The 20,102-nt window shown below is 68.4% G+C and carries 20 protein-coding genes; 6 read left to right on the forward strand and 14 right to left on the reverse strand.

Annotated features, from left to right (window positions below; translation table 11 throughout):
• Positions 1–2: 2 nt before the first annotated feature.
• The 4 genes from OG558_RS01920 to OG558_RS01935 form a co-directional block, all read right to left on the reverse strand.
• Complete coding sequence (locus OG558_RS01920) at positions 3–614, reverse strand: anti-sigma factor family protein (RefSeq protein ID WP_405068655.1); 612 nt, start codon at positions 612–614, stop codon at positions 3–5.
• Positions 611–1,279 (reverse strand): RNA polymerase sigma factor SigE, encoded by a 669-nt coding sequence (sigE, locus tag OG558_RS01925; protein ID WP_329481153.1) that lies wholly within the window; start codon positions 1,277–1,279, stop codon positions 611–613. The genes OG558_RS01920 and sigE overlap by 4 nt, the downstream gene beginning before the upstream one ends.
• A gap of 150 nt (positions 1,280–1,429) precedes the next feature.
• Positions 1,430–1,651, reverse strand: coding sequence for a biotin/lipoyl-binding carrier protein (locus OG558_RS01930; protein ID WP_329481155.1), 222 nt, complete (start codon positions 1,649–1,651; stop codon positions 1,430–1,432).
• 60 nt (positions 1,652–1,711) lie between these two features.
• Positions 1,712–4,786, reverse strand: coding sequence for a sugar-binding protein (locus OG558_RS01935; RefSeq protein WP_405068656.1), 3,075 nt, complete (start codon positions 4,784–4,786; stop codon positions 1,712–1,714).
• 114 nt (positions 4,787–4,900) lie between these two features.
• On the opposite strand from OG558_RS01935, the gene OG558_RS01940 reads away from it, so the two are divergent.
• Positions 4,901–5,896 carry a LacI family DNA-binding transcriptional regulator gene (locus OG558_RS01940; protein ID WP_405068657.1) on the forward strand — a complete coding sequence of 332 codons (996 nt, stop codon included), beginning with the start codon at positions 4,901–4,903 and terminating at the stop codon, positions 5,894–5,896.
• Between the two features lie 944 nt (positions 5,897–6,840).
• Here OG558_RS01940 and OG558_RS01945 read toward each other — a convergent pair.
• From OG558_RS01945 to OG558_RS01965, 5 genes are all read right to left on the reverse strand, one after another.
• The gene (locus tag OG558_RS01945; protein WP_405068658.1) at positions 6,841–7,713 is read right to left on the reverse strand and encodes an NAD-dependent epimerase/dehydratase family protein; all 873 of its coding nucleotides are present in this window, start codon (positions 7,711–7,713) and stop codon (positions 6,841–6,843) included.
• Positions 7,710–8,594 (reverse strand): carbohydrate ABC transporter permease, encoded by an 885-nt coding sequence (locus OG558_RS01950; protein ID WP_405068659.1) that lies wholly within the window; start codon positions 8,592–8,594, stop codon positions 7,710–7,712. The genes OG558_RS01945 and OG558_RS01950 overlap by 4 nt, the downstream gene beginning before the upstream one ends.
• Positions 8,591–9,490 (reverse strand): carbohydrate ABC transporter permease, encoded by a 900-nt coding sequence (locus OG558_RS01955; RefSeq protein ID WP_405068660.1) that lies wholly within the window; start codon positions 9,488–9,490, stop codon positions 8,591–8,593. The genes OG558_RS01950 and OG558_RS01955 overlap by 4 nt, the downstream gene beginning before the upstream one ends.
• A 61-nt stretch (positions 9,491–9,551) precedes the next feature.
• The gene (locus OG558_RS01960; RefSeq protein WP_405068661.1) at positions 9,552–10,925 is read right to left on the reverse strand and encodes an extracellular solute-binding protein; all 1,374 of its coding nucleotides are present in this window, start codon (positions 10,923–10,925) and stop codon (positions 9,552–9,554) included.
• An 80-nt stretch (positions 10,926–11,005) separates the two neighbouring features.
• Positions 11,006–11,536: an ABATE domain-containing protein gene (locus OG558_RS01965; protein WP_405068662.1), complete on the reverse strand. Its 531-nt coding sequence runs from the start codon at positions 11,534–11,536 to the stop codon at positions 11,006–11,008.
• 72 nt (positions 11,537–11,608) lie between these two features.
• On the opposite strand from OG558_RS01965, the gene OG558_RS01970 reads away from it, so the two are divergent.
• Positions 11,609–12,790, forward strand: a complete 1,182-nt coding sequence (locus tag OG558_RS01970; RefSeq protein WP_405068663.1) for an MFS transporter — start codon at positions 11,609–11,611, stop codon at positions 12,788–12,790.
• On the opposite strand, the gene OG558_RS01975 is transcribed toward OG558_RS01970, so the two are convergent.
• Complete coding sequence (locus tag OG558_RS01975; RefSeq protein ID WP_405072100.1) at positions 12,777–13,649, reverse strand: SIS domain-containing protein; 873 nt, start codon at positions 13,647–13,649, stop codon at positions 12,777–12,779. The two genes, OG558_RS01970 and OG558_RS01975, sit on opposite strands and share 14 nt — an antisense overlap.
• Positions 13,650–13,759: 110 nt before the next feature.
• Here OG558_RS01975 and OG558_RS01980 point away from each other — a divergent pair, with 110 nt between their 5' ends.
• From OG558_RS01980 to OG558_RS01990, 3 genes are all read left to right on the forward strand, one after another.
• A complete protein-coding gene (locus tag OG558_RS01980; protein ID WP_134108530.1) occupies positions 13,760–14,542 on the forward strand; it encodes a DeoR/GlpR family DNA-binding transcription regulator in 783 nt (260 codons plus the stop codon).
• Between the two features lie 148 nt (positions 14,543–14,690).
• Positions 14,691–15,368, forward strand: a complete 678-nt coding sequence (locus tag OG558_RS01985; RefSeq protein ID WP_405068664.1) for an O-methyltransferase — start codon at positions 14,691–14,693, stop codon at positions 15,366–15,368.
• A gap of 129 nt (positions 15,369–15,497) precedes the next feature.
• On the forward strand, positions 15,498–16,556 hold the full coding sequence (locus OG558_RS01990; protein WP_405068665.1) for a Fic family protein: 1,059 nt from the start codon (positions 15,498–15,500) through the stop codon (positions 16,554–16,556).
• 5 nt (positions 16,557–16,561) lie between these two features.
• On the opposite strand, the gene OG558_RS01995 is transcribed toward OG558_RS01990, so the two are convergent.
• The 4 genes from OG558_RS01995 to OG558_RS02010 are packed head-to-tail and all read right to left on the reverse strand — an operon-like array spanning position 16,562 to position 19,249.
• The gene (locus OG558_RS01995; RefSeq protein ID WP_405068666.1) at positions 16,562–17,284 is read right to left on the reverse strand and encodes an alpha/beta hydrolase family protein; all 723 of its coding nucleotides are present in this window, start codon (positions 17,282–17,284) and stop codon (positions 16,562–16,564) included.
• Positions 17,281–18,294, reverse strand: a complete 1,014-nt coding sequence (locus OG558_RS02000; protein ID WP_405068667.1) for an amidohydrolase family protein — start codon at positions 18,292–18,294, stop codon at positions 17,281–17,283. The genes OG558_RS01995 and OG558_RS02000 overlap by 4 nt, the downstream gene beginning before the upstream one ends.
• Positions 18,294–18,812 (reverse strand): 3-hydroxyanthranilate 3,4-dioxygenase, encoded by a 519-nt coding sequence (locus OG558_RS02005; RefSeq protein WP_405068668.1) that lies wholly within the window; start codon positions 18,810–18,812, stop codon positions 18,294–18,296. Before OG558_RS02005 ends, OG558_RS02000 begins: the two co-directional genes overlap by 1 nt.
• Positions 18,813–18,814: 2 nt before the next feature.
• Positions 18,815–19,249, reverse strand: coding sequence for a RidA family protein (locus tag OG558_RS02010; protein WP_405068669.1), 435 nt, complete (start codon positions 19,247–19,249; stop codon positions 18,815–18,817).
• A gap of 65 nt (positions 19,250–19,314) precedes the next feature.
• Here OG558_RS02010 and OG558_RS02015 point away from each other — a divergent pair, with 65 nt between their 5' ends.
• The gene (locus OG558_RS02015) at positions 19,315–20,049 is read left to right on the forward strand and encodes an NYN domain-containing protein (protein WP_405068670.1); all 735 of its coding nucleotides are present in this window, start codon (positions 19,315–19,317) and stop codon (positions 20,047–20,049) included.
• Positions 20,050–20,102 lie beyond the last annotated feature (53 nt).

Consider the following 20,102-nt stretch of genomic DNA (forward strand, 5'->3'; position numbering starts at 1 on the left):
GGTCAGCGTCCTGTCAGGGCCACCGGCTGGAGCGTCGGGCTCAGCCCTGCGTACCCAGTCCCGTTGTAGGAGTTCAGCAGCGCGACCGGGTCGGCGAACGGCGCTCCGCCCGTCATGCTCGCGTGGTCGGACGAGAAGCTCGCGACCGGCGGCTGCAGCGCCGGCGGCTGCTCCGAGCGGGCCGGGTCTCCGACGACGAACGCCGTACCGAGCAGGGATGCGACGGCGGCAGCGGAGCCGGCCGCACCCAGTACGCCGGTACGCCGCCGGGAGCGCGTGGTCCGGGGTGCGCCCGGCCGGGTGCCACCTGAGCGCCCGGCCGGGAACGCGGACCGCTGCGGGAAGAGCGTGACCGCCGGCGTGAGCACCGGACGGACCTCCTCACGCGGCTCTGGGGAGAACGACGAGACGCCCATCAAGCGCTGCATCAGGTCGGTGGACGGGTCCGGCGACTCCAGGGCCGCCATCCGGGCCTTGAGCCGGCGCTGCGCGTCCACCTCGGCGCGGCAGGTGTCGCAGCCGACCAGGTGGCTGAGCACCTTGTCCCGGGAGTCGTGGTCGAGTTCGCCGTCGACGACGGCGCTGAGCTTGTCCAACGGGTGTTGCAGGGTCATCGGTGCTCACCTCCACCGATCAACGGTCCGTCGGCGGGCGGACCGCCGACCCGGGTCTGCCCGGATCGTGGCGCCCGGTGCTCGAGGTGCTTGCGCAGCATCGACCGGCCGCGGTGGATCCGGCTGCGGACCGTGCCGAGCTTCACGTCCAGCACGTCGGCGATCTCGTCGTACGTCATGCCCTCGATGTCGCAGAGCACGACGGCGGCGCGGAAGTCCTCCGGCAGCGCGTCCAGCGCGTCCTGCACATCGTGGTCGAACAGGTCCGAGTCGAGCTTCTCGGCCGGGCCTTCACCCTTGGCCGGAAGCCGGTCGTGGGCGTCGTCGGGCAGGCCGTCGAAGCGGATCCGCTGCCGGCGGCGGGCGCCGTCCAGGAACAGGTTCGTGGTGATCCGGTAGAGCCAGCCCTCGAAGGTCCCCGGGGTGTACGACGACAGCGAGCGGAAGACCCGGACGAATACCTCCTGGGTCAGGTCCTCGGCGTCGTGCTTGTTGCCGGTCAGCCGGTACGCGAGCCGGTAGACGCGGGCGGAGTGGGTGCGGACGATCTCGTCCCACGACGGCAGCGCGTCCGGAACGGGCTCGAACGCAGGCACCGTCGGGGTGTCGAGCGGCTTCACCGCAACGCCTCCCAGGGTCCTCTCGGCAATAAGCGTGAAGGCCATGGTGCCGCGGTCACCGTCCTCTGCGCACGTCGGGAGAACCCGGGTTGAACCCTGAATTCGTCGTACGACGGCTCAACGCGACGCCCTGGCCGGAAGTTCCCGGCCAGTGCCCTCATAGGTAAAGACGCGTGGGCGGCCATTTCGGTTGAATCACTTCTCTTCTATTACCGCGATCGGGTCGCCGTCGCGGACGACTTCGCCCTCGACGACCCTCAGCTCCACGATGGTGCCGGCCACCTCGGCCAGCACCGGGATCTCCATCTTCATCGACTCCAGGATGACCAGGGTGTCCTCCGGCCCCACCGTGTCGCCGGCCTTGGCTGTGACCTTCAGCACATTGGCCACCAGCTCGGCCACCACGGTGTGACTCAACTCGTACTCCTCCGGTCGGATGTCCCGCCCCGATCCTAGGCGCGCTACCCCGGACCGGCCTCATCCGGCACAGTTGATTGCTGGGTAGTTGACGGTCAGGCGGGTGTATTGCGGTGAGCCGTTGTTCCAGCGGTACGCCGCTGTCGTCAGCGACCCGGCGACCAAAGAGCCACCGGCGGGGAAGGCGTAGTAGGCGCCCTTGCCGGCGCCGACGGACGAGATCTTCTGTTCGCCGAGCGGAGTGGTGAAGCGGACGTCCATCGGAGCGGAGCCCGCGTTATAGGCGTAGACCGGTAGTACTGCCGCGCCACTCCAGCACTGCGGCCGTGCGGTCGTGGTGATACCGAACGTCGCATCCGTCGCGCCGGCTGGTGCCGCGGGTGTCGCGTCCAGCCGGATGGCGTTGAAGCCGGCTGGATTCTTTGCCTCCGCGACGCCGGTCCCCCAGGTGAGCCAGCCACGGCGGCCGGTGCCGTCGTTCTCGTTGACCACGACGGTCGTCGACAGCAGCCGATCACCGGACGCGAACTCCAGCGTGCTCCAAGGGATTGCGACCTCGTACGTCGTGGTGTGGGCCGACGCGTCCCGGACGACCTTCGCCTGGACGCCGGGCGGTGTCCCGGCCAGCTCCACCGGAGACCACCGCCACGTGTCCACAGTGCCCGCGTCGGTCAGCGCAGCACCGATCTCCTGTGTCCTGGTCGCTTCGCCCGGTGCACCGGCCGTCATGCCGATCTGGAGGCCGTCCCCGCCCCAGATGTTGCCGTTGCGGTTCGGCTGCGAGAACACGTCGTCGGTGATCCGGGCGGACAGGTACAGGTTCTGGCTGTCATGCGTCAGCCACAGCGACCCGGACAGGTCGCTGGGTCCACCCCATCCGGTCACCGGTGGCGTCCCGGTGCCGGCCAAGGAGATCGGCGGGACCTGGCTCAGCTCCGGATCGATCACGCCGTCGAGTGTCACGGTGTGCTCGGTCGCGACTGTCGGCGTACCGACGGGCCGGAGTTGGCCTGATGCCTTGAAGAAGCCGACACCTGCGATCCGCAAGCTGGCCGCCCAGTCCGAGGCTGCAGTGACCGTGAGCGGTACGTCGGCCGACGCCGTACCGTGCGCTGCGATCGTGGTGCCGCCCAGCAGCGTCCCGGATCCGCTCCCGGACGCCCAGTCGAGTCCGGCGACCGTGTACGAGTGCGACGAGGCATTGGTGACTCGTAGCCGCAGCAGGTCCTGTCCGCTGCTGCTGAGTACGTGTGACCCGGTGACCGTCAGCGGTGCGGTCGCCGTACCGCTCGTGGTCAGGAGTGCGGCTGGAGCGCCGTCCACGGTGACCTTGGCGGAGTAGGTCCGGGCGCCGGCCGAGTTCTGCGCCGGGTAGGTGACCGGCACGGACGCCGTACCGGCCGCAGGGACGTTGCCGCTCGTCTGGCTGCCGCCGGCCTCGACAATGAAGGCGTGTGCGGTCGACTCCGGGTTCGTGAAGGTCAGACTGCCGCTGACCGGGTCACCGGCGATCTCCGGCGAGACCGACAGGGCAAAGCGGTTCGACGGGGCGACGCCGCTGATGGCGCCGCGTAGGTACACCGGCTCAGGCCCGGCGCTCACCCAGATGTGGCCGCCCGCATCCGCGGTCAGCGTGGTCACAGCGCCGTACATGTTCGTCACCTGGACGGTTGAGCCGGCAGGTGCCGCAGCGTTCACCAGACCGGGGGTGGCCGACCAGACCGCGTGCACACTCTGACCACCGCCGGCGTTGAAGGCGACGTCGTACCCGTTGGTGCCGAACTTCGTCTGGCCGATCAGCGGCAGTTCGTCGATCTGCCGGGCCAGTACGGCGGTCGCGACGTACGACGGCTTGGGCACCAGCGCACCCCGCGTGTCCTGCGTGTTGCGCACCAGACCGAACCGGTGCTCGACGTTGGCCGGGTCGGTGCCCGAGTCCATGAAGTTGTACCCGCTGTACCGGGCCACGCCGTTGCCGAAGGCAAGCAACTCACCGCGGACCAGGTCGCGCGCCTGGACCGGTTCGCTGACGGCCGACGGGTTGGTGCCGGTCGCCCAGCCCTGCTCGGAGATGTAGATCGGCTTGGTCGAGCCGTGCGCCGCCATGATGCTGCGGATGGTGTTGACGTAGGCGACCGACGCCTCCGGGTCGTTCGGCTGGACGTACGGGTGGATGGTGACCGCGTCGACGTAGTCCAGGCCACCGAGGTCGGCGAACCGGGTGAACCAGGCCTGCCAGTCCGAGATGACCGCGAGCGACGGACCGGTGAGCTTGACGTCGGGATGCGCGGCCCGGACCGCCGGGCTGACCGTCTTCAGGAGCGCGACGTACTGGTCGGCCGTACCACCAGCAGGGCCGCCCAGGTCACGCCAGTTCCACTCGTTCCAGAGCTCGTACGTCGTGTGCGCCGTACCGAACTCGTTGACCGCGGCCACGGCGTACCGGGTGAAGGCCTGTCGCTGCTCGTCGGTCGACGGCGCCTCGTCCGGGTAGTAGAGCGGGTTGCCGTAGTCGAGGATGTTGAGGAAGTCGACGTTGTTCGCATCCAGCGCGGCCTTGTAGTCCTTCACCTTCTGCGGGAACTGGATCACGCCGGGCGTGGTCTCCGCGCTGGCCCAGAACGCCTCGTCGCGCGCGGTCGAGATGCCGCTCATCGCCAGCAGTGGCACCGACCCGAGGCCCGGATTGGCGCCGCTGCTGAATCCGAGCCCGGTGGCGACGCCGATCCGGGTGTCGGTCGAGGTCGAGAAGTCGTGCGGCGTGAGTACGGAGAAGTCCGTGCCGCCGTTCGTCACCCAGCCGTCGGAGGCCGTCGCGGTGAGGTCGGCCTGGTACCAGCCCGGCGCACCGATCGCGAGCGGGAGCTGGCCGTTGAGCGAGGCGGCCGAGGCCGAGCCTTTGGCAACCTCGGTGCCGGCCGAGTCCCGCACGGTCCAGCCGATGGTGGCGGCGTTGGTGGTGAAGCCGAGCTTGACCTGCTGGCCGACGGTGAACGCGTTGCCGACCGTGCTCGGCACGATGGTCAGCGTCGGCGCCGCGGCAGCGGCCGGCAGGGCGGTGGGGATCTGCAGTACGGCGGCCAGCAACAGGCCGGCCGTGAGAAGACTGATCGCGCCTGAGCGGCGACGGGTCATGGAGTTCTCCTCCCAGGCAGTGCGAATCAAGAAGTGCGAAAGCGGTTTCGCACATCACACCTTGGCTTTCGGTGAGCCCGCTGTCAACGGCTCATCACTGACTACGATGTGGAGATGGCCGACCAGCTGATCACCCTGTCCGACGTGGCCGCTGCCGCGGGGGTGTCGCTGTCGACGGCGTCCAAAGCCCTGAACGGCACCGATCGGATCTCGGCGGCGACCCGTGAGCACGTCCGCGTCACCGCGGACCGGCTCGGCTTCCGGCACAACGCACTGGCCCGGTCGTTCGCCCGCGGCCGGAGCCAGACCATCGGTGTGCTCACCCACCGCGCCTCGAACCCGTTCACCCGGGTCGTGCTGGCCACCGCCGCCACCGAGCTCGGCGCCAAGGAGCAGGCCATCCTGCTCTACGACGCGCGGATCGACGAGCAGGACGTCACCGAGAGCATCCTGCAACTGCGGGCCCGCCGGATCGACGGCGTGATCGTGATCGGCACCGGCACGTCGTTCCCGACCCCGTCGCTCACCAGCCGGTTCGACGTACCGGTGATCTACGCCTTCACCTTCACCGAGGACCCGGACGACGTCACGATCACCTCGGACGACACCGCGATCGGACGGCTCGCGGCGACCCACCTGCTGTCGACCGGCCGCCGCCGGATCGCCCACATCACCGCCGAGCCGCACGACAACGCCGCACAGCGCCGGGCCGTGGGTGCCGGCCAGGTCCTCGCCGACGCCGGCCTCGACTGGGTGACGCCGGTCCGCTTCGGCCGCTGGCGGGAGAGCTGGGGCGAGGAAGCCGCCCGCGAGGTGCTGGCCGCGGCACCCGACGTCGACGCGATCTTCTGTGGCAGTGATGCGATCGCCCGGGGCGCCGAGCGCGTCGTCCGGGCGAGTGGCCGGCAGGTCCCGGGTGACGTGGCGCTGATCGGCGTCGACAACTGGGAGCAGTTGATGCACGACCAGCGCGTCAGCCGGCACCTGACCACGATCGAGGTCGGACTCGAGGAGATCGGCCGCCAGGTCGCGGCCCGCCTCCTCGAACCCGACCCCGAGCCCGGCATCCAGTACGTCGCACCTCAACTGGTCATCGCGGAGACCGTCTGACCCCCACCTCTCTCACCCGAGCCATTTCAGGGGTGGACCCCTGACGTGGTGGGTTGCCGCCTCAGATTCCGAGGGGGCAACCCACCCACTCAGGGGTCAACCGCTCAAATGGGGCTCTGCTGCTGGTTGTGTGGGTGATGTGGGAGGGGGTCTGGGATGCGGCTTGGCTGGTGGGGCTCGGGTGGCTGGCGTGCAGGTCGACAGGATGTGTCGGTTCGGGGGTGGTGGTCGGGGCAGGCATTCCCGCGTGAACCCGGCCGGCCCGGGCAGGGTCTGGCCGACACGTCCTGTCGACCTGCACCACACCAGCCACACCACCGGCTGCCCCAGGTCACCGGATCTGGGTCCGTCCTCCGACCAACACGCGCATACCGCCTACCACCCACACCGCGAGCAGGCGAGCGCCATGTCAGATGTGTGGGTGCTGGTGTGGTTGTGGGTGCTGGTCGGGGGTCAGCGGGTAGATCCGGTGGGGGCCGTCGGTCCGGGTTTGGAGGTGGGCGAGGGGGTGGGTCACTCAGTGGGGACTGCGGACATCGGGTCTGGTGTCCGTGGTCTCGATGAGGTGTCCGAGGTTCGGGGCTGGTTGATTGGGTTGGCCGGTGTACTGACGAACGGGTAATAGTCGGCGTCGCCCCCGCCGAACCGGCCCGCTTCCAGTCTGAACACCTCCGCCATGTCCCCGCGCAGCTGACGACTACCCGTTCGTCAGTACACCGGCCCTCCTCCGTGCCCGCGCCCCACACGCCCACGGCTCACGGGCCGCCTGCTCGAACCCGACCCCGAGCCCGGCATCCAGTACGTCGTACCTCAACTGGTCATCGCCGACACCGCCTGAGCACCCGCCGCTTTCCCCCGAACCATTTGAGGGGTTACCCACTGAAATGATGGGTTGCCCTCTCAGATTCCGTGGGGGCAACCCACCAACTCGGGGGTTGACCCTCTCAAATGGCGGGGGTGTCGTGGTGGTTCTCGTGGGTGGAGTGGATCGAGTGGCGCGGGGTGAACCCGAGCAGCTCCCGGGCCCGTGACGTGTCGACCAATGCGTCCCGTCCCGCGATCGGCCGCCGTACCGGAACCGTCGGGGCGTACTCGCGCAGCAGTTCATCTGTGGGACGGTCGATCAGGATGTCGTCGGCGGCCAGCCCGACCACGTGGGCTCCAGTCACCGGTGACTCGAGCGCGGCGATGATCGCCCGGACGCCGTCCCGCAGATCCAGATACGCCCAGCCCTCGCGGACCATCGTCGATGGGTCACGTTCGGCATTGGCCGCGAATCGCAGTAGTTGCTCGCGGGTCTTCACCAGTGGGAAGCGCAGCGCGATCACGTTGGTGCCCCAGCACCGCCACGCCATCCGGGCGCTCTGCTCGTCGACACTCTTCGACAGCGAGTACGCATCCGAGATGTCGGCCCGGACCTCCTCGTCGAGCGGGTAGTACGCCGGCACCACCGGATGCACGTTCATCGGTACGCCGAACGCGTTGATACTGCTCGCGATCACCACCCGGCCGATCCCCCGCTGCCCGGCCTGCGAGAGCACGTTGAACGTCGCCGCGACGTTGTTCTCGAACACCTCCTCCGGCGTACCGAGACTCGGATGCGGGATCGCGGCCAGATGCAGTACGGCGTCCACGCCGTCGAGCGCGGCCGAGACGTCGACCGGTGAGCGCGCGTCCCCGACCAGCGGGCGGTCCGCCGTACTCGGGTGGTCGTAGCGCAGTGACAGACCGGTCACGTCGTACCCGGCTGTCCCCAGACCGGCGACCGCGGCCCGGCCGATCGATCCATCCGCACCGGTGACGAGGACACGCCTCACGCCTTGATTCCCCCGGACAGGCCCACGCCACGCAGAAACGCCCGCTGGAAGACCAGGAACAGCGCCACCGGGATCAGCAGGGCCAGGAACAGACCCGCCAACTGGATGTTGAGCTCCGTCACCTTGGCGATCTTCGGCAACGCCACCGAGACCGGTTGCAGATCCGGATTCGTCAGCACCAGCAGAGGCCACAGATAGTCCTTCCAGGAAGAGATGATGCTGAGCAGCAGGACCACACCGAGGATCGGGCGCGACAGTGGCAGCACGAGCGAGGTGAACACCCGCAGCGAACCGGCACCGTCGATCCGGGCCGCCTCGAAGTACTCCCGGGGGATGCCGTCGAAGAAGCGCTTCACGATCAGCACGTTGAACGCACTGGCCGCGGGTGGGAGCCAGACCGCCCAGAACGTGTTGGTCAGGTTGCTGTGCACCACTGGGAGCTTCAGCACGGTCAGATACAGCGGGACGAGCGAGACGATGTGCGGCACGAACAGCGTCACCAGGATCGCCGCGGACAACACCGGTCCCCAGCGCGGCCGGAGCACGCTCAGCACGTAGCCCGCCGTCGTACAGATGATGAGCGACGCCAGCGCCGTACCGGCCGCGATGATGGCGGTGTTGCCGAGGTAGTAGCCGATGTGACCCTGATGCCAGGCAGTGGCGAGGTTCTGCCACTGCACCTTGCCGGACGGGAAGAACGCGAGTGGTTGCCGAATGCTGTCCTGGGTCGGTGAGATCGCTGCCTTGAGCAACCACAGGAACGGGCCGAGGCCTGCCACCGGCAGACCGGCGAACACCACGACCTGACCGATGACGAACGGCAGGCGGATGCGGGTCTGCCGGCGGTCCGAGTCCGACAGCGCGCCGCGCTCGCCGCTCACTCGGAACTCCAGCCACGCGTCGCGAACTGGAAGACAGCCGACAGTGCGGCGAGTGCCAGCGCCAGCAGCACGCTCAACGCGGTAGCGGCGCCGTAGTCACCGTTGACGAAGGCGTAGTTGTAGATGAGCAACAGGATCGTGGTCGTCGCCCCCTGCGGTCCTCCCCCGGTGAACAGCAGCGGCTCGGTGAACAGCTGCATGGTGCCGATCACCTGCAGGAGCAGCATCAGCAGCAGTACGCCGCGCAGATGCGGCAACATCACGTGCCACACCCGCCGGACCACGCCGGCGCCGTCCAGTTCGGCCGCCTCGTACAGATCGGCCCGCACCGAGGTCAGAGCGGCGAGGTAGATGATCACCGCGTTGCCGGCCCCGGCCCAGGTCGCCTCCAGCACGATCGAGGGCATCGCCGACGACGGACTGTCCAGCCAGAGGAACGGTCCCAGCCCGAACACCCCGAGGATGCTGTTGAACATCCCGTTCGGCGATGGGTCGTAGAAGAACCGCCACAACAGGATCGCCACCACCGGCGGAGTGATCACCGGCAGGTACGCGAGTGTCGTGTAGGCCCAGGACCGGCCGCGCAGCTCGGACAGGAACATCGCCAGCAGGATCGGCAGCGGGAAGCCGAACAGCAGCGCCAGCAGGGTGAACCAGACCGTGTTCATGGTGGCCTGCCCGACCGCGGGGTCGGTCAGGACGTACCGGAAGTTCTCCAGTCCTACCCAGCGCACAGGGTCGATGAGGTTGGTCTGCTGCAGGCTCATCACGAGCCCGCGGACGATCGGGCCCCAGGAGAAGACCAGGAAGATCAGCACAACCGGCAGCGCGAACACCACTGCCGGAACGCCGTTCCGGGCCCGTCGCAGCAGCACCCGGTTCAGGCGCCGCCGCACCCCGGTGTCCCGGGCAGGCGCCGAGACACCGGGCGGGCGAGTGGTGGTTGCGGTAGGCAACTCAGCGCCCGAGTTTGGCGTTCACCGTGCCGGCGGCCTTGGTCAGCAGCGCCGGGATGTCGGCCTTCTCGTTGCCCAGCACGGTCTGCACCACCGGGTCGAGCGCGGCGTACACCTCTTGGGCCTTCACCGACGGCTCGGGCACGATCTTCTGGTCGGCCGCGACCTTCGTGTACGGCGCGAAGTTCGCCAGCGGCACGTTCACGTACGGCTTGATCCAGGACTGGTACGTCGCGTACTGGTCGGCCGCCACCACCGGGAGACCCGGGACGCCGACCGGCTGCTTGGCCGCCACGCCGTTCTTGGCGCTGGTGACCGCCAGGTCCTGGTTCACGTACTTGTTCAGGTAAGCGAACTTGATCCACTTGATCGCGGCCGCCTTCTCGGCGTCCGTCGCGGTCGGGCTGACGATCTGGACGCTGCCGCCGCTGAGGGTGCCATGGTCGCCGCCCTGCTGCGGCATCGGGCCGATCCCGAAGGCCGAGGCCTTGAGCCCGTTGGTGGTGACCAGGGTGCGGTAGGCGTCCGGCGCGGACATGTACATGCCGATCTTGCCGGCCGCGAACGCCTTGGAGATGCCGTCGATGTCGTAGAGCACGGCCTGGCCCATCGACTTGTCGACCCACTTCATGTCGTGCAGCGCCTGCAGCGCGGCCCGGGACGGCGCGTCGTCGAAGGTCGCCTTGCTGCCGTCGGTGGTCTCGATCGTGCCGCCGAACGCGTAGGTCTGGGTGGTGAACATCCAGCCGCCGGTGTTGTTCGTGGTCATCTGCGCGTAGCCGGCCTGGCCGGTCGCGGCGGTGATCTTCTTCGCGTCCGCGCGAACCTCGTCCCAGGTCGCCGGCGGCTTGTCCGGATCGAGCCCGGCCTTGGTGAACAGGTCACGGTTGTAGATCAGGCCGACCGAGTACGCCGCGGTCGGGACGGCGAACACGTTGCCGGACTGGTCCTGGGCGATCTTCAGCACGGACGGGTTCAGCTCGTCCAGCAGGCCGTCGTCCTTGAGCGCCTTGGTCAGGTCCGCGACCTGCTTGCGGGCGATCATCCCCTGCGGCTCGGTGAACGGCACGTTTAGTACGTCGGGCAACTGCCCGCCGGCCGCCTGGGCCTGGAACGTGGTCGGATCCCAGAGCGTCTCGACCGGATTGAGCTTGATGTCCGGGTTCGCCTTCTGGAAGTCGGCCACCTTCTGGTCGTACTGGGCCCGGTTGGCCGGATCGGAGCTCGTCGGGCGGTCACCGACCGTGATCGTGACCTGTCCACCGGCGCCGGATTCACCGGCCGAGGACGGGCTGCTGGAGCAGGCCACCAGCCCCGCCAGCAGGAGAGCGGAGGTCGAAAGCGCTGCGGTGGAACGGATTGCGGTTCTGATCATCGGAACTCCTCAGCGGGGATGGCGGTCAGCGAGCCGACCGTCCCGCAGAGTAGCGCAAGCGCTTTCGCAAATACTAGCCCTCAAGCGCGACGAGCTCGATACGTTGCGACTCTGGTGCGGCTCGCGCAGGTCGGGGTGCAGTACTTGCGCGGCCGCCGCTCGGCCGGATTGACGAAGACCCGCTCGCAGTCCACGGCCGCACACGAGCCGATCGCGGCGAACCCATGGCCGGCCGCGAAACTCGCCAGCCCGAGCGCCGCAGTCGCCGCCAGCCACTCGGCCCAGGTCGCGTCCGGCTTCGCCACATGCAGATGCCACGGCGCCCCGTCGTGCTCGGACAAATACGGCCGTACGGCGTACTCCGTGAGCAACTCGTTGAGCGTTCTGGCCGCATCCGCCGGATCGGCGTGGAAGACCGGCCGGATCTGCTCACGGACCGCGCGGACTGCGGCCAGGTCGCCTTCGTCCAGCTCGATCGGGTCGGACTCGCCATGCGCGAGCAGGAAGTCGCGGACCGCATCCGGTGTCGTCAGTTTCTCCGGGTCACGGGTGCGGGTGTTGACCAAGTCGACCGCGAGCCGCACCAACCGGTCCGGTGTCTGAATCTCCACTGACCTCTCCCATCGGTAACGCCTTTGATAGCGTAACGCGTAACTGCCACTATGGCGTTACAGGAGGATGGCGTGCCCAGCTACTACCTGGCAGCGACCCTGGCGAGGTTTGCCGACGAGATGGTCGCGTTTACGCTGGTGCTGCTCGTCCTGGACCGCACGGACAGTCCCGCGCTGGCTGGGATCACCGGAGCCGCTTACGCGCTGCCCGCGGTGGTGACCGGCCCGCTCCTCGGTGCGTGGCTCGACAGGACGCCGTACCGCCGGAGTGCGCTCGCACTCAACCAGGCGGTGCTGGGCGTGGTCATGCTCAGTCTGCTGGGCGTGGTCGGCCATAGCGCGCACTGGATCACTCCAGCGCTCGCAGCCGTTGCCGGCGCGACGCTGCCGATGGTGAGCGGCGGCTTCACCAGCATGCTGCCGAGTCTGGTCCCTCGAGCTCGGCTAGCTCGGGCCAACTCGCTGGAAGCGGCGAGCTTCGGCGCCGCCACTATCACCGGTCCGGCGACCGCTGCCACGATCGCAGCGACCGTGTCGGTGGAGGCCGCGGTCCTGGTGATCGCTGTGGCAGCAGTACTCAGCATCTGCGCCATCACCCGGCTGCCTGCGCTCCCACCCGCCGGGACCAGCGGCGAGCCCTTCATGGCGTCAGTGATCGGCGGTCTCACCCACCTCGCGCGCACACCGCGGCTCCGGGCGTCCACTGTGACCACAACACTGCTCATGGGCGTGACCGGCATCCTGCTGATCACTCTGCCGCTGCACATGGCCACACTCGGGATGCCACGGTCCGCCGCGGGCTACCTGTGGACCGCACTGGAGATCGGCAGCATCACGACCGCTCTGCTGCTCGGACGGCTCCAGACTCGCTGGCGTCCGGAGCACGTCGTCATGGTGTCCGTTGCGGCCTATGGCCTCACTCTGACCACCTGGCCGCTTGCCGCGAGTTTCGCCGTACTCCTGCTGTTGGCTGCGCTCTCCGGGCTGTTGGAGGGGCCGACGCTGCCCGCCATGTTCGCGGCCCGGCAGCGCTACAGCCCCGAGTCACTCCAGGGCCGCGTCAGCACCACAGCCGCCAGCCTCCGCGTCGGCGCAGCCGCCCTGGGCCAAGCTGCCGGCGGCCTCCTCGTCCCAGCCATCGGCACCCACACAGCCCTGCTGGTTGTAGCCTCCGGCCTCGTCGCGGCGGCCGTCCTCGGCCGCGTCGCCGCGATCTCGAGGACGGCCGCCGCGCCGGCCCTCAGTCGAGGATGACGGAGCGGGTGAGGCTGCGGGGCTGGTCCGGGTTCAGGCCGAGGGCGAGGGACTTGGCGACGGCGACTCGTTGGGCCACCACCAGCGACGCCATCGGGTCGAGGTCCGGGTGGTGCACGACGGTCGCGCCGGTGGCGGCGACGTCGTCGAGCAGACCGGCCGGCGCCTCGCCGAAGACCCAGACCCCACGCCCGGCCTGGGCGATCGCGATGGGGCCGTGCCGGTAGTCCATAGCCGGGTAGGCCTCGGTCCACGCCGACGCCGCCTCACGCTGCTTCAGGGCGGCCTCGTGGGCCAGACCGACGGTCCACCGGGTCCCGACGTACGTGACCTGCTCGAGCTTCGCGAGATCGTCCACGTCGATGGTCAGCGCGGTCTGAGCGTCCGCGCTGGTCTGCGTGAGGTCCTCGCCCAGCGACGCGCGCAGCAACGCCAGCGTCGTGGTCGCGAAGCGGGTCTGTACGACGGACTGCTCGTCGGCGAAGTCGAGCATGATGGTCTGGTCGGCCAGCTCGACGATCGGCGAGCCGGGGGTCGCGGTGATCGCGACCGTCGGCAGGTCCGTGGCCCGGATCAGGTCCAGCACCTCGGTCGTCGTACCCGACCGGCTGATCACGACCACCACGTCGTACGCGCGGCCGGCCGGGAACTCCGATCCCGCGAACGCGTCGGTCTCACCCTGGCCGAGATCCTCGCGCCGGGCGGCGTACGCCATCGCCATGAACCACGACGTGCCGCAGCCGACGGCCGCGACCCGCTGACCGGGCTTCGGCAACGAACCGCCGTACTGCGCGAAACCGTCCGCGACCTGTCGCCAGAGGTCTGGTTGAGTGGCGATCTCAGTGCTCACAAAAGGCATCTGCGTCATGTCGTCTCCGCACTTGTCATGGTCGAAACTGCTCGAACGTGATCGAATGGTGCCAACCAGCCGCCACCCGGCTGACCGATTGTGTGAAGGAGGAGCCCCGGGTGAAGCGTTATGAACGCCTGAACACCTTGCTCGAGTCGCTCGCCGAGAAGGGCGCCATCGACGTCGACGAGCTCGCCGAGCAGTTGCACGTGTCCGCGGCGACGATCCGGCGCGATCTCGACCACCTCGGCAAGCAGCAGCTCCTCACCCGGACCCGCGGCGGCGCGGTCGCCAACGCGGTGTCGTACGACCTCCCGCTGCGCTACAAGACTGCGCGTTTCGCGTCCGAGAAGCAGCGGATCGCGCAGGCCGCCGCCACGCTGGTGCGGCGCGGCATGGTGATCGGGATGAACGGCGGCACCACCATCTCCGAGGTGGCGCGCACGCTGGCGACCCGGCCGGAGCTGTCGGCCGAGCACGGCGAGCCCGCGTTCACCCTCGTCACCAACGCGCTGAACATCGCCAACGAGCTGATCGTCCGGCCGCACGTGAAGATGGTGCTGACCGGCGGCGTCGCACGGCCGCAGTCCTACGAGATGATCGGGCCGCTGTCGCACCGGATCCTGTCCGACCTGTCCCTGGACATCGCCTTCATCGGCGTCGACGGGATCGACGAGACCGGGGCCACCGCCCATCACGAGGGCGAGGCGAACATCAACCAGCTGATCGTCAGCCGGGCCGCGAAGGTGGTCGTGGTGGCCGACTCCTCCAAGCTCGGGCAGCGCGCGTTCGCCCGGATCTGCGAGCTGAGCGAGATCGACACGCTCGTCACCGACGCCCAGGCCGACGAATCCCAGCTGACCGTCTTCAAGGAAGCCGGCATCGACGTCATCCGCGCCTGACCGCACTCCGCACCTCCCTCACTGGGCCCGGTCTTGTCTCGTGCGACGATCATATCTGATTCAAGGCCGTGTGTAATGAGCAAGAGTGCGCAGTCTCCGCGCGGGAGACACGGAATGCGGACCTCTTGCCGCTAGGCTTCGGATCAGCATGAGGAGCGCAGCGGCAGAATCTTGGGAGGGCATCATCGCCACCGGCATCGACCCGACGTCCTGGGCGTACGCCGAGGACTACACCGGTGAGGACGAAGTCGTCACCGGTGCGCGGGCGCGCGCCGACGAGAGCGGCATCGTCGCGATCGGACCCGGCGCGGCCGCCGCGCTGAGCCTGCTCGCCGCCGGCGTGGGCGCCAAGGCGGTCGTCGAGATCGGCACCGGCACCGGCGTCTCGGGGCTGGCGCTGCTGCGCGGGATGCGCACCGACGGCACCCTCACCACGGTCGACATCGACGCCGAGAACCAGCGGCTGGCCCGCAAGACGTTCCTCAGCGCCGGCGTCCCGTCGAACCGGTTCCGCCTGATCGCCGGCGCCGGGCTGGACGTGGTCACCCGGCTCACCGACGGCCACTACGACCTGGTCTTCTGCGACGCCGACCGGCGCGAGAACACGGCGTACCTGCACGAAGCCCTGCGCCTGCTCCGCCCCGGCGGCATCGTCGCCTTCGCCGGCATCCTCAGCGGCGGCCGCGTCGCGGACCCGGCCCGCCGGGACCCCGACACCACCGCCCTCCGCGACCTGATCCGCGCCGTCCGCGACGACGACGACCTCGTCTCAGCCCTCCTCCCCACCTCCGAAGGCCTCCTCACCGCCGCCAAACGCCTCAGCTGAACCAGGACAACGAGTGAGCGGACGGCACTGAGTGTGACGACATGGCGGTAGAAACATACTAAAGAAACCGACAATCATACTAAGATGGACAGTGATTAGTATGTTTGTTGGTTTCTTTGGAGGATTCGGGTGCGCTCGTTCGCAGACCTTGACCGCCTGATCGGCCAGGTCCCGGCTGACGTCGTCATGCGGCTCCGATCGATCGACACCGGTAGGGGCAGCGAGGCGCTGTACCGGCATCAGTTGCCGGCGCTGTTGACCGAGCTCGCCAACCGTGCCCGGATCCAGAGCATCACTGCCTCCTCGGCCATCGAGGGGGTCGTGGTCCCCGACGCCGAGCGGGCGGAGCGCGTCATTGACGGCAGTGCCGGGGTGTTGCGGAGCAGAAGCGAGCAGGAGCTCGTCGGTTACCGCAAGGGGCTCGACTACCTGTTCCAGGAGGACTGGCACCCGCTGAATATCGGGCTGCTGCTGCACCTGCACCGGCTGCTCTGGTCCGAGACGGCGTACCCCGGTGGTCAGCTCAAGACCGACGACAACCTTGTCGTGGATCGGTCGCCCGACGGGAGCACGACCGTGCGGTTCGTGCCCGTTCCGGCGGCGAGGACGGCTGAGTACCTCACGGATCTCATCGCTCGCTACCGGGACGCTCAGGCTGATGCCAGGCACCACCCGGTCCTGCTGGTCGGCTTGATGATCCTCGACCTGCTCGTCATCCATCCGTTCGCAGACGGGAACGGCCGAGTCGCCCGCGCGTTGACCAACGCACTTCTGGTCGACGCCGGGTACGAGGTCTGCCGGTGGGTCTCCCTGGAGCAGCTCATCGCGGACTCCGCCGACGAGTACTACACGGCGCTCCTTCGCTCGACCGATGACTGGCACGACGATCAGGCGAATCCCTGGCCATGGCTGTCGTACTTCGTCACCGTGCTGGCTTCCGCGTACCGGACCTTCGCGCGCCGTGCGGCTGCCGATCGGAGCGGCGGCACGAAGCAGGACCGGGTGCGTGCCCACGTGCTGAAGCATGCAGCCCCGGTATTCCGCCTTGCGGATGTCCGTACGGCGCTGCCGGGAGTCAGCGACCAGACCATTCGGCTCGTCCTGGAAGAGCTCAAGAACGAGCAGAAAGTCAGCCCCGAAGGCGCTGGACGAGGCGCCGTGTGGCGGCGTATCCCCGATCAGGACTGACTTCCTCAGCCGGTGAGGCGGGTCAGTTCGGCGGTTACGTCGTGGAAGGGCTCGGTCAGGGGGTCTATCAGTTCGTAGTGGCCGCAGTCCTGGGCGCGGATGAAGTGGGCGGTGGGGTGGGCGGTGAAGTAGGACTCGGTGACGCTGATCGGGACGATCGTGTCGCCGGTGCCGTGGATGAGGCTGACCGGGGCGATCGACGCCGGGAGGTGGACGGGGTCGAGGTCGTTGCGGACGCCGGTGCCGATGAAGGCCTGGACCGCGCCGCCGTCGAGATCCATCCGGTCGGCCATCAGGAGGTCGGCGACGGGGGCGAGGGCGATCAGGCCGCGGAGCCGGACCGGGTTGAGGGTTGCAGCCGCCCAGAGGGCCAACTGGCCGCCGGCGGAGTGGCCCATCAGCACGTAGCCCGCGTGGACGTCGACAAGGTCGGGTAAGGCCTCGAGCGCCGTACGGACGTCTGTCGTGGTGACATCGGGATCGCCGGGCTTGCGGCGGTACTCCAGGGACAGCACCGGCCAGCCGAGGTCGGAGAGCGCTTCGCCGAGCGGGCGCGCGTGCATCCGGTCGTACTTCGGCCGCCAGAAACCACCGTGCACGAACACGACCAGCGGCCGGTACTCCTTCGCGTGCCAGTAGTCGATCACCTGGTCCGCGTCGTCGCCGTAGCGGAGCTCCTCGTCGGGCCCGCGCGCCGCGCGGGACAGAACCGATCGGTCTTCACTCATTCAGACCTCCCGAGACTGCGGTGAATTCCAAGGAAGTGCAGTGCGTTCGTGGACAGCAGCTTGTGCTGCTGATCCGCGGTCAGGAAACCGGCCGTGCGTACCACCTCCCCGACCGGCCGCTCACCCAGTGGATAGGGATAATCACTGCCGACCAGAACGCGGTCTTCCCCCAAGGTATCGACAAGAAGCCGCAAAGGCGCTGATTCGAACACCACCGTGTCGACCAGGATCCGGTCCAGGTAGTACGACGGTGGGTGCTGCGAGCAACCACGGACGATGTCGCCGCGCCGGTGCCAGGCGTTCTCCAGCCGCCCGAGCCAGAACGCGAAACTCCCGCCGCCATGGGCGAAGCAGATCCGCAGGTACGGCGGGAGCGCGTCGAACGCACCACCCAGGATCATCGCCAGCAGGGACAGATGGGTCTCGGCCGGCATCCCGGTCAGCCAGCGGGCCATCCAGCGGTCCAGGCGCGGACCACCGGGCATGTCCCACGGATGCACCAGCACCGGCGTCCCGGTCTCGGCGCAGTGGTTGAGGAAGGCAACGATCCCCGCGTCGTCGAGATCCTTGTCGCCGACGTGGTTGCCGATCTCGACCCCCACATGACCGGCGGCCCGGCAGCGATCGAGCTCCGCGCAGGCCGCGTCCGGATCCTGCAGCGGCACCTGACAGAACGGGATGAAACGGTCGTCGCCGGCAAGCGTCTCCAGCGTGAGATCGTTGAAGATCCTGGCCAGCTTGACCGCCTGATCCGCCGGCCGGTCGTAGCCGAAGAACACCGGCGTCGGCGAGACCACCTGCAGGTCGATGCCGTCGGCATCCATATCCGCCCGCCGGACATCCCGATCCCAGGCCTGCGGGCCGATCGGCCGGAACTCGGTCGAGCCGACCATGATCATCGCGGCCCGCTCGGAGTCGATCCGCAACCACGGCCAGCCGTCGCCGCCGCACGCTACCGAGAGATCCGGCCAGCCCTTCGGCACCAGGTGTGTGTGGACATCGACAGTCATCAGCCTCTACCGGGGTGCACGGTGCCGCACTGCGGGCAGGTCCGGGCGTCCTCGCTCTCGTAGAACGCGTTGAAGACCGGCGGCAGGTCGGCCACGATGTCCGTCACCTGGAGCTCGACCTCGTGCACGATCCCGTTGCAGTTGGCGCAGTACCAGCGGAACTTCTCCAGCGTGCCCGGCTCGCGGACGCGCTCCATCACCAGGCCGATCGAGTCCGCGTCGCGCTGCGGCGAGTGCGGCATGCTCCGCGGCAGCACCCACATCTCGCCCTCGTTGATGTCGACCCGGGCGGGGCCGTCGTCGGTCATCACGTCGACGTGCATGGTGCCCTTGATCTGGTAGAAGAACTCCTCGTACGGGTCGACGTGGAAGTCGGTGCGCTGGTTCGGCCCGCCGACCACCATCGTGATGAAGTCGTCCCCGGTCGGGAACATCTGCTTGTTACCGACCGGCGGCTTCAGCAGGTGCTTGTTCTCCTCGATCCACTGCGGAAAGTTCGTCGACTCCAGATTGACCATGCCTACTCCTCCTTGTGCGGGCTGTGTCCTTGTGGGATGGCCGCAACAGCGGATATCTCGATCAGCAGCTGGGGATGCGGCAGCTGATGAACTGCGACGGTCGTCCGGGCCGGCCCGGACTCGTCGAAGAATTCGCCGTACACCTCGTTGTACCCCCCGAAGTCGTTCATCGACACCAGGTACGTCGTCACACTCACGAGATCCCCGAGTCCCGCCCCGACGGCCGCCAGGATGTCCCGGATGTTCTCCAGCACCGCCCGCGTCTGCTCCCGGATGTCCAGCGACACCGTCCCCAACGAGTCGACCGACGCCCCGGCGATGGTGTTGTCCGGCCGCCGGCTCGACGTTCCCGACACGAAGGCGAACCCGCCAGACACCTTGACATGCGGGAACCGCCCCCGCGGCGTCGCCTTCCCCGGCACGACGGTCCCGCTCATGACTTATCCACAGGCAACAGCGAACCACCAGCAGAGACGACCGACCATGCGTAGGCTGCACCGCTATGCGTGTCGGGGTCTACGTCGATGGTTACAACCTGTACTACGGAGGTCGGCATCAGCTCGGGAAAGCGCCCGGCTGGCGCTGGCTCGATCTCCGTGCCCTGGTAACGACATTGATCGCGGAACAACGGTGCTGGTCCGCGCCGGCGCTGCAACGGATCACTTACTGCACCGCGCGGATCGACCAACGTCTGAACCCGTCCGGTTTCATCGAACAGGACGCCTACCTGAAGGCGCTGGTGACGACAGCCAGCGTCGACCTGGTGGAGTACGGGAAGTACGTGACCGGCATCCGCAATCGGCCGCTGGCGGTGAAGGGTCCTCGACCGCGCAGTGCACCGCAGGTGGTGACGTCGCAGTGGCCGGTGATGGTCCAGTCGACACTCGGCTCGCCCCTTCCAGGCGCGGTGTTCATGGTCTCGACCCTGCACCAAGAGGAGAAGGGCACCGATGTCAACCTGACGACCCATCTCCTGACCGATGTGCTGAGCAGGTCGGTGGACGCCGCAGTAGTGATCTCGAACGACTCGGATCTGAAGCTGCCGGTCCGGCGTGCACGGCAGGTCGTGCCGGTCGGCCATGTGAACCCCCGGGGCGGCTACTTCGCCGGTGACTTGACCGGTGAGCCGACCGAGGGCGCTGGCGGCCACTGGTGGCGGAAGCTCACGCCGGCCGACTTCCTCGACCATCAACTCCCTGACCCTGCAGGTAACTACACGCGGCCACCAGGCTGGTGAGATGCTGTAGACTGCTCTGCATAATGCACCCGGTCCCTCGTGGGCCGGGTCTT

Source organism: Kribbella sp. NBC_01510 (assembly GCF_045040325.1).
GTDB lineage: Bacteria > Actinomycetota > Actinomycetes > Propionibacteriales > Kribbellaceae > Kribbella.

What these genes read in the sequence shown, in the direction of transcription:
- OG558_RS01920 (WP_405068655.1), bottom strand. Translation starts at nt 614, where the DNA reads ATGACCCTGCAACACCCGTTGGACAAGCTCAGCGCCGTCGTCGACGGC.
- sigE (WP_329481153.1), bottom strand. Translation starts at nt 1,279, where the DNA reads ATGGCCTTCACGCTTATTGCCGAGAGGACCCTGGGAGGCGTTGCGGTG.
- OG558_RS01935 (WP_405068656.1), bottom strand. Translation starts at nt 4,786, where the DNA reads ATGACCCGTCGCCGCTCAGGCGCGATCAGTCTTCTCACGGCCGGCCTG.
- OG558_RS01940 (WP_405068657.1), top strand. Translation starts at nt 4,901, where the DNA reads ATGGCCGACCAGCTGATCACCCTGTCCGACGTGGCCGCTGCCGCGGGG.
- OG558_RS01960 (WP_405068661.1), bottom strand. Translation starts at nt 10,925, where the DNA reads ATGATCAGAACCGCAATCCGTTCCACCGCAGCGCTTTCGACCTCCGCT.
- OG558_RS01975 (WP_405072100.1), bottom strand. Translation starts at nt 13,649, where the DNA reads ATGCCTTTTGTGAGCACTGAGATCGCCACTCAACCAGACCTCTGGCGA.
- OG558_RS01985 (WP_405068664.1), top strand. Translation starts at nt 14,691, where the DNA reads ATGAGGAGCGCAGCGGCAGAATCTTGGGAGGGCATCATCGCCACCGGC.
- OG558_RS01995 (WP_405068666.1), bottom strand. Translation starts at nt 17,284, where the DNA reads ATGAGTGAAGACCGATCGGTTCTGTCCCGCGCGGCGCGCGGGCCCGAC.
- OG558_RS02000 (WP_405068667.1), bottom strand. Translation starts at nt 18,294, where the DNA reads ATGACTGTCGATGTCCACACACACCTGGTGCCGAAGGGCTGGCCGGAT.
- OG558_RS02005 (WP_405068668.1), bottom strand. Translation starts at nt 18,812, where the DNA reads ATGGTCAATCTGGAGTCGACGAACTTTCCGCAGTGGATCGAGGAGAAC.
- OG558_RS02010 (WP_405068669.1), bottom strand. Translation starts at nt 19,249, where the DNA reads ATGAGCGGGACCGTCGTGCCGGGGAAGGCGACGCCGCGGGGGCGGTTC.
- OG558_RS02015 (WP_405068670.1), top strand. Translation starts at nt 19,315, where the DNA reads ATGCGTGTCGGGGTCTACGTCGATGGTTACAACCTGTACTACGGAGGT.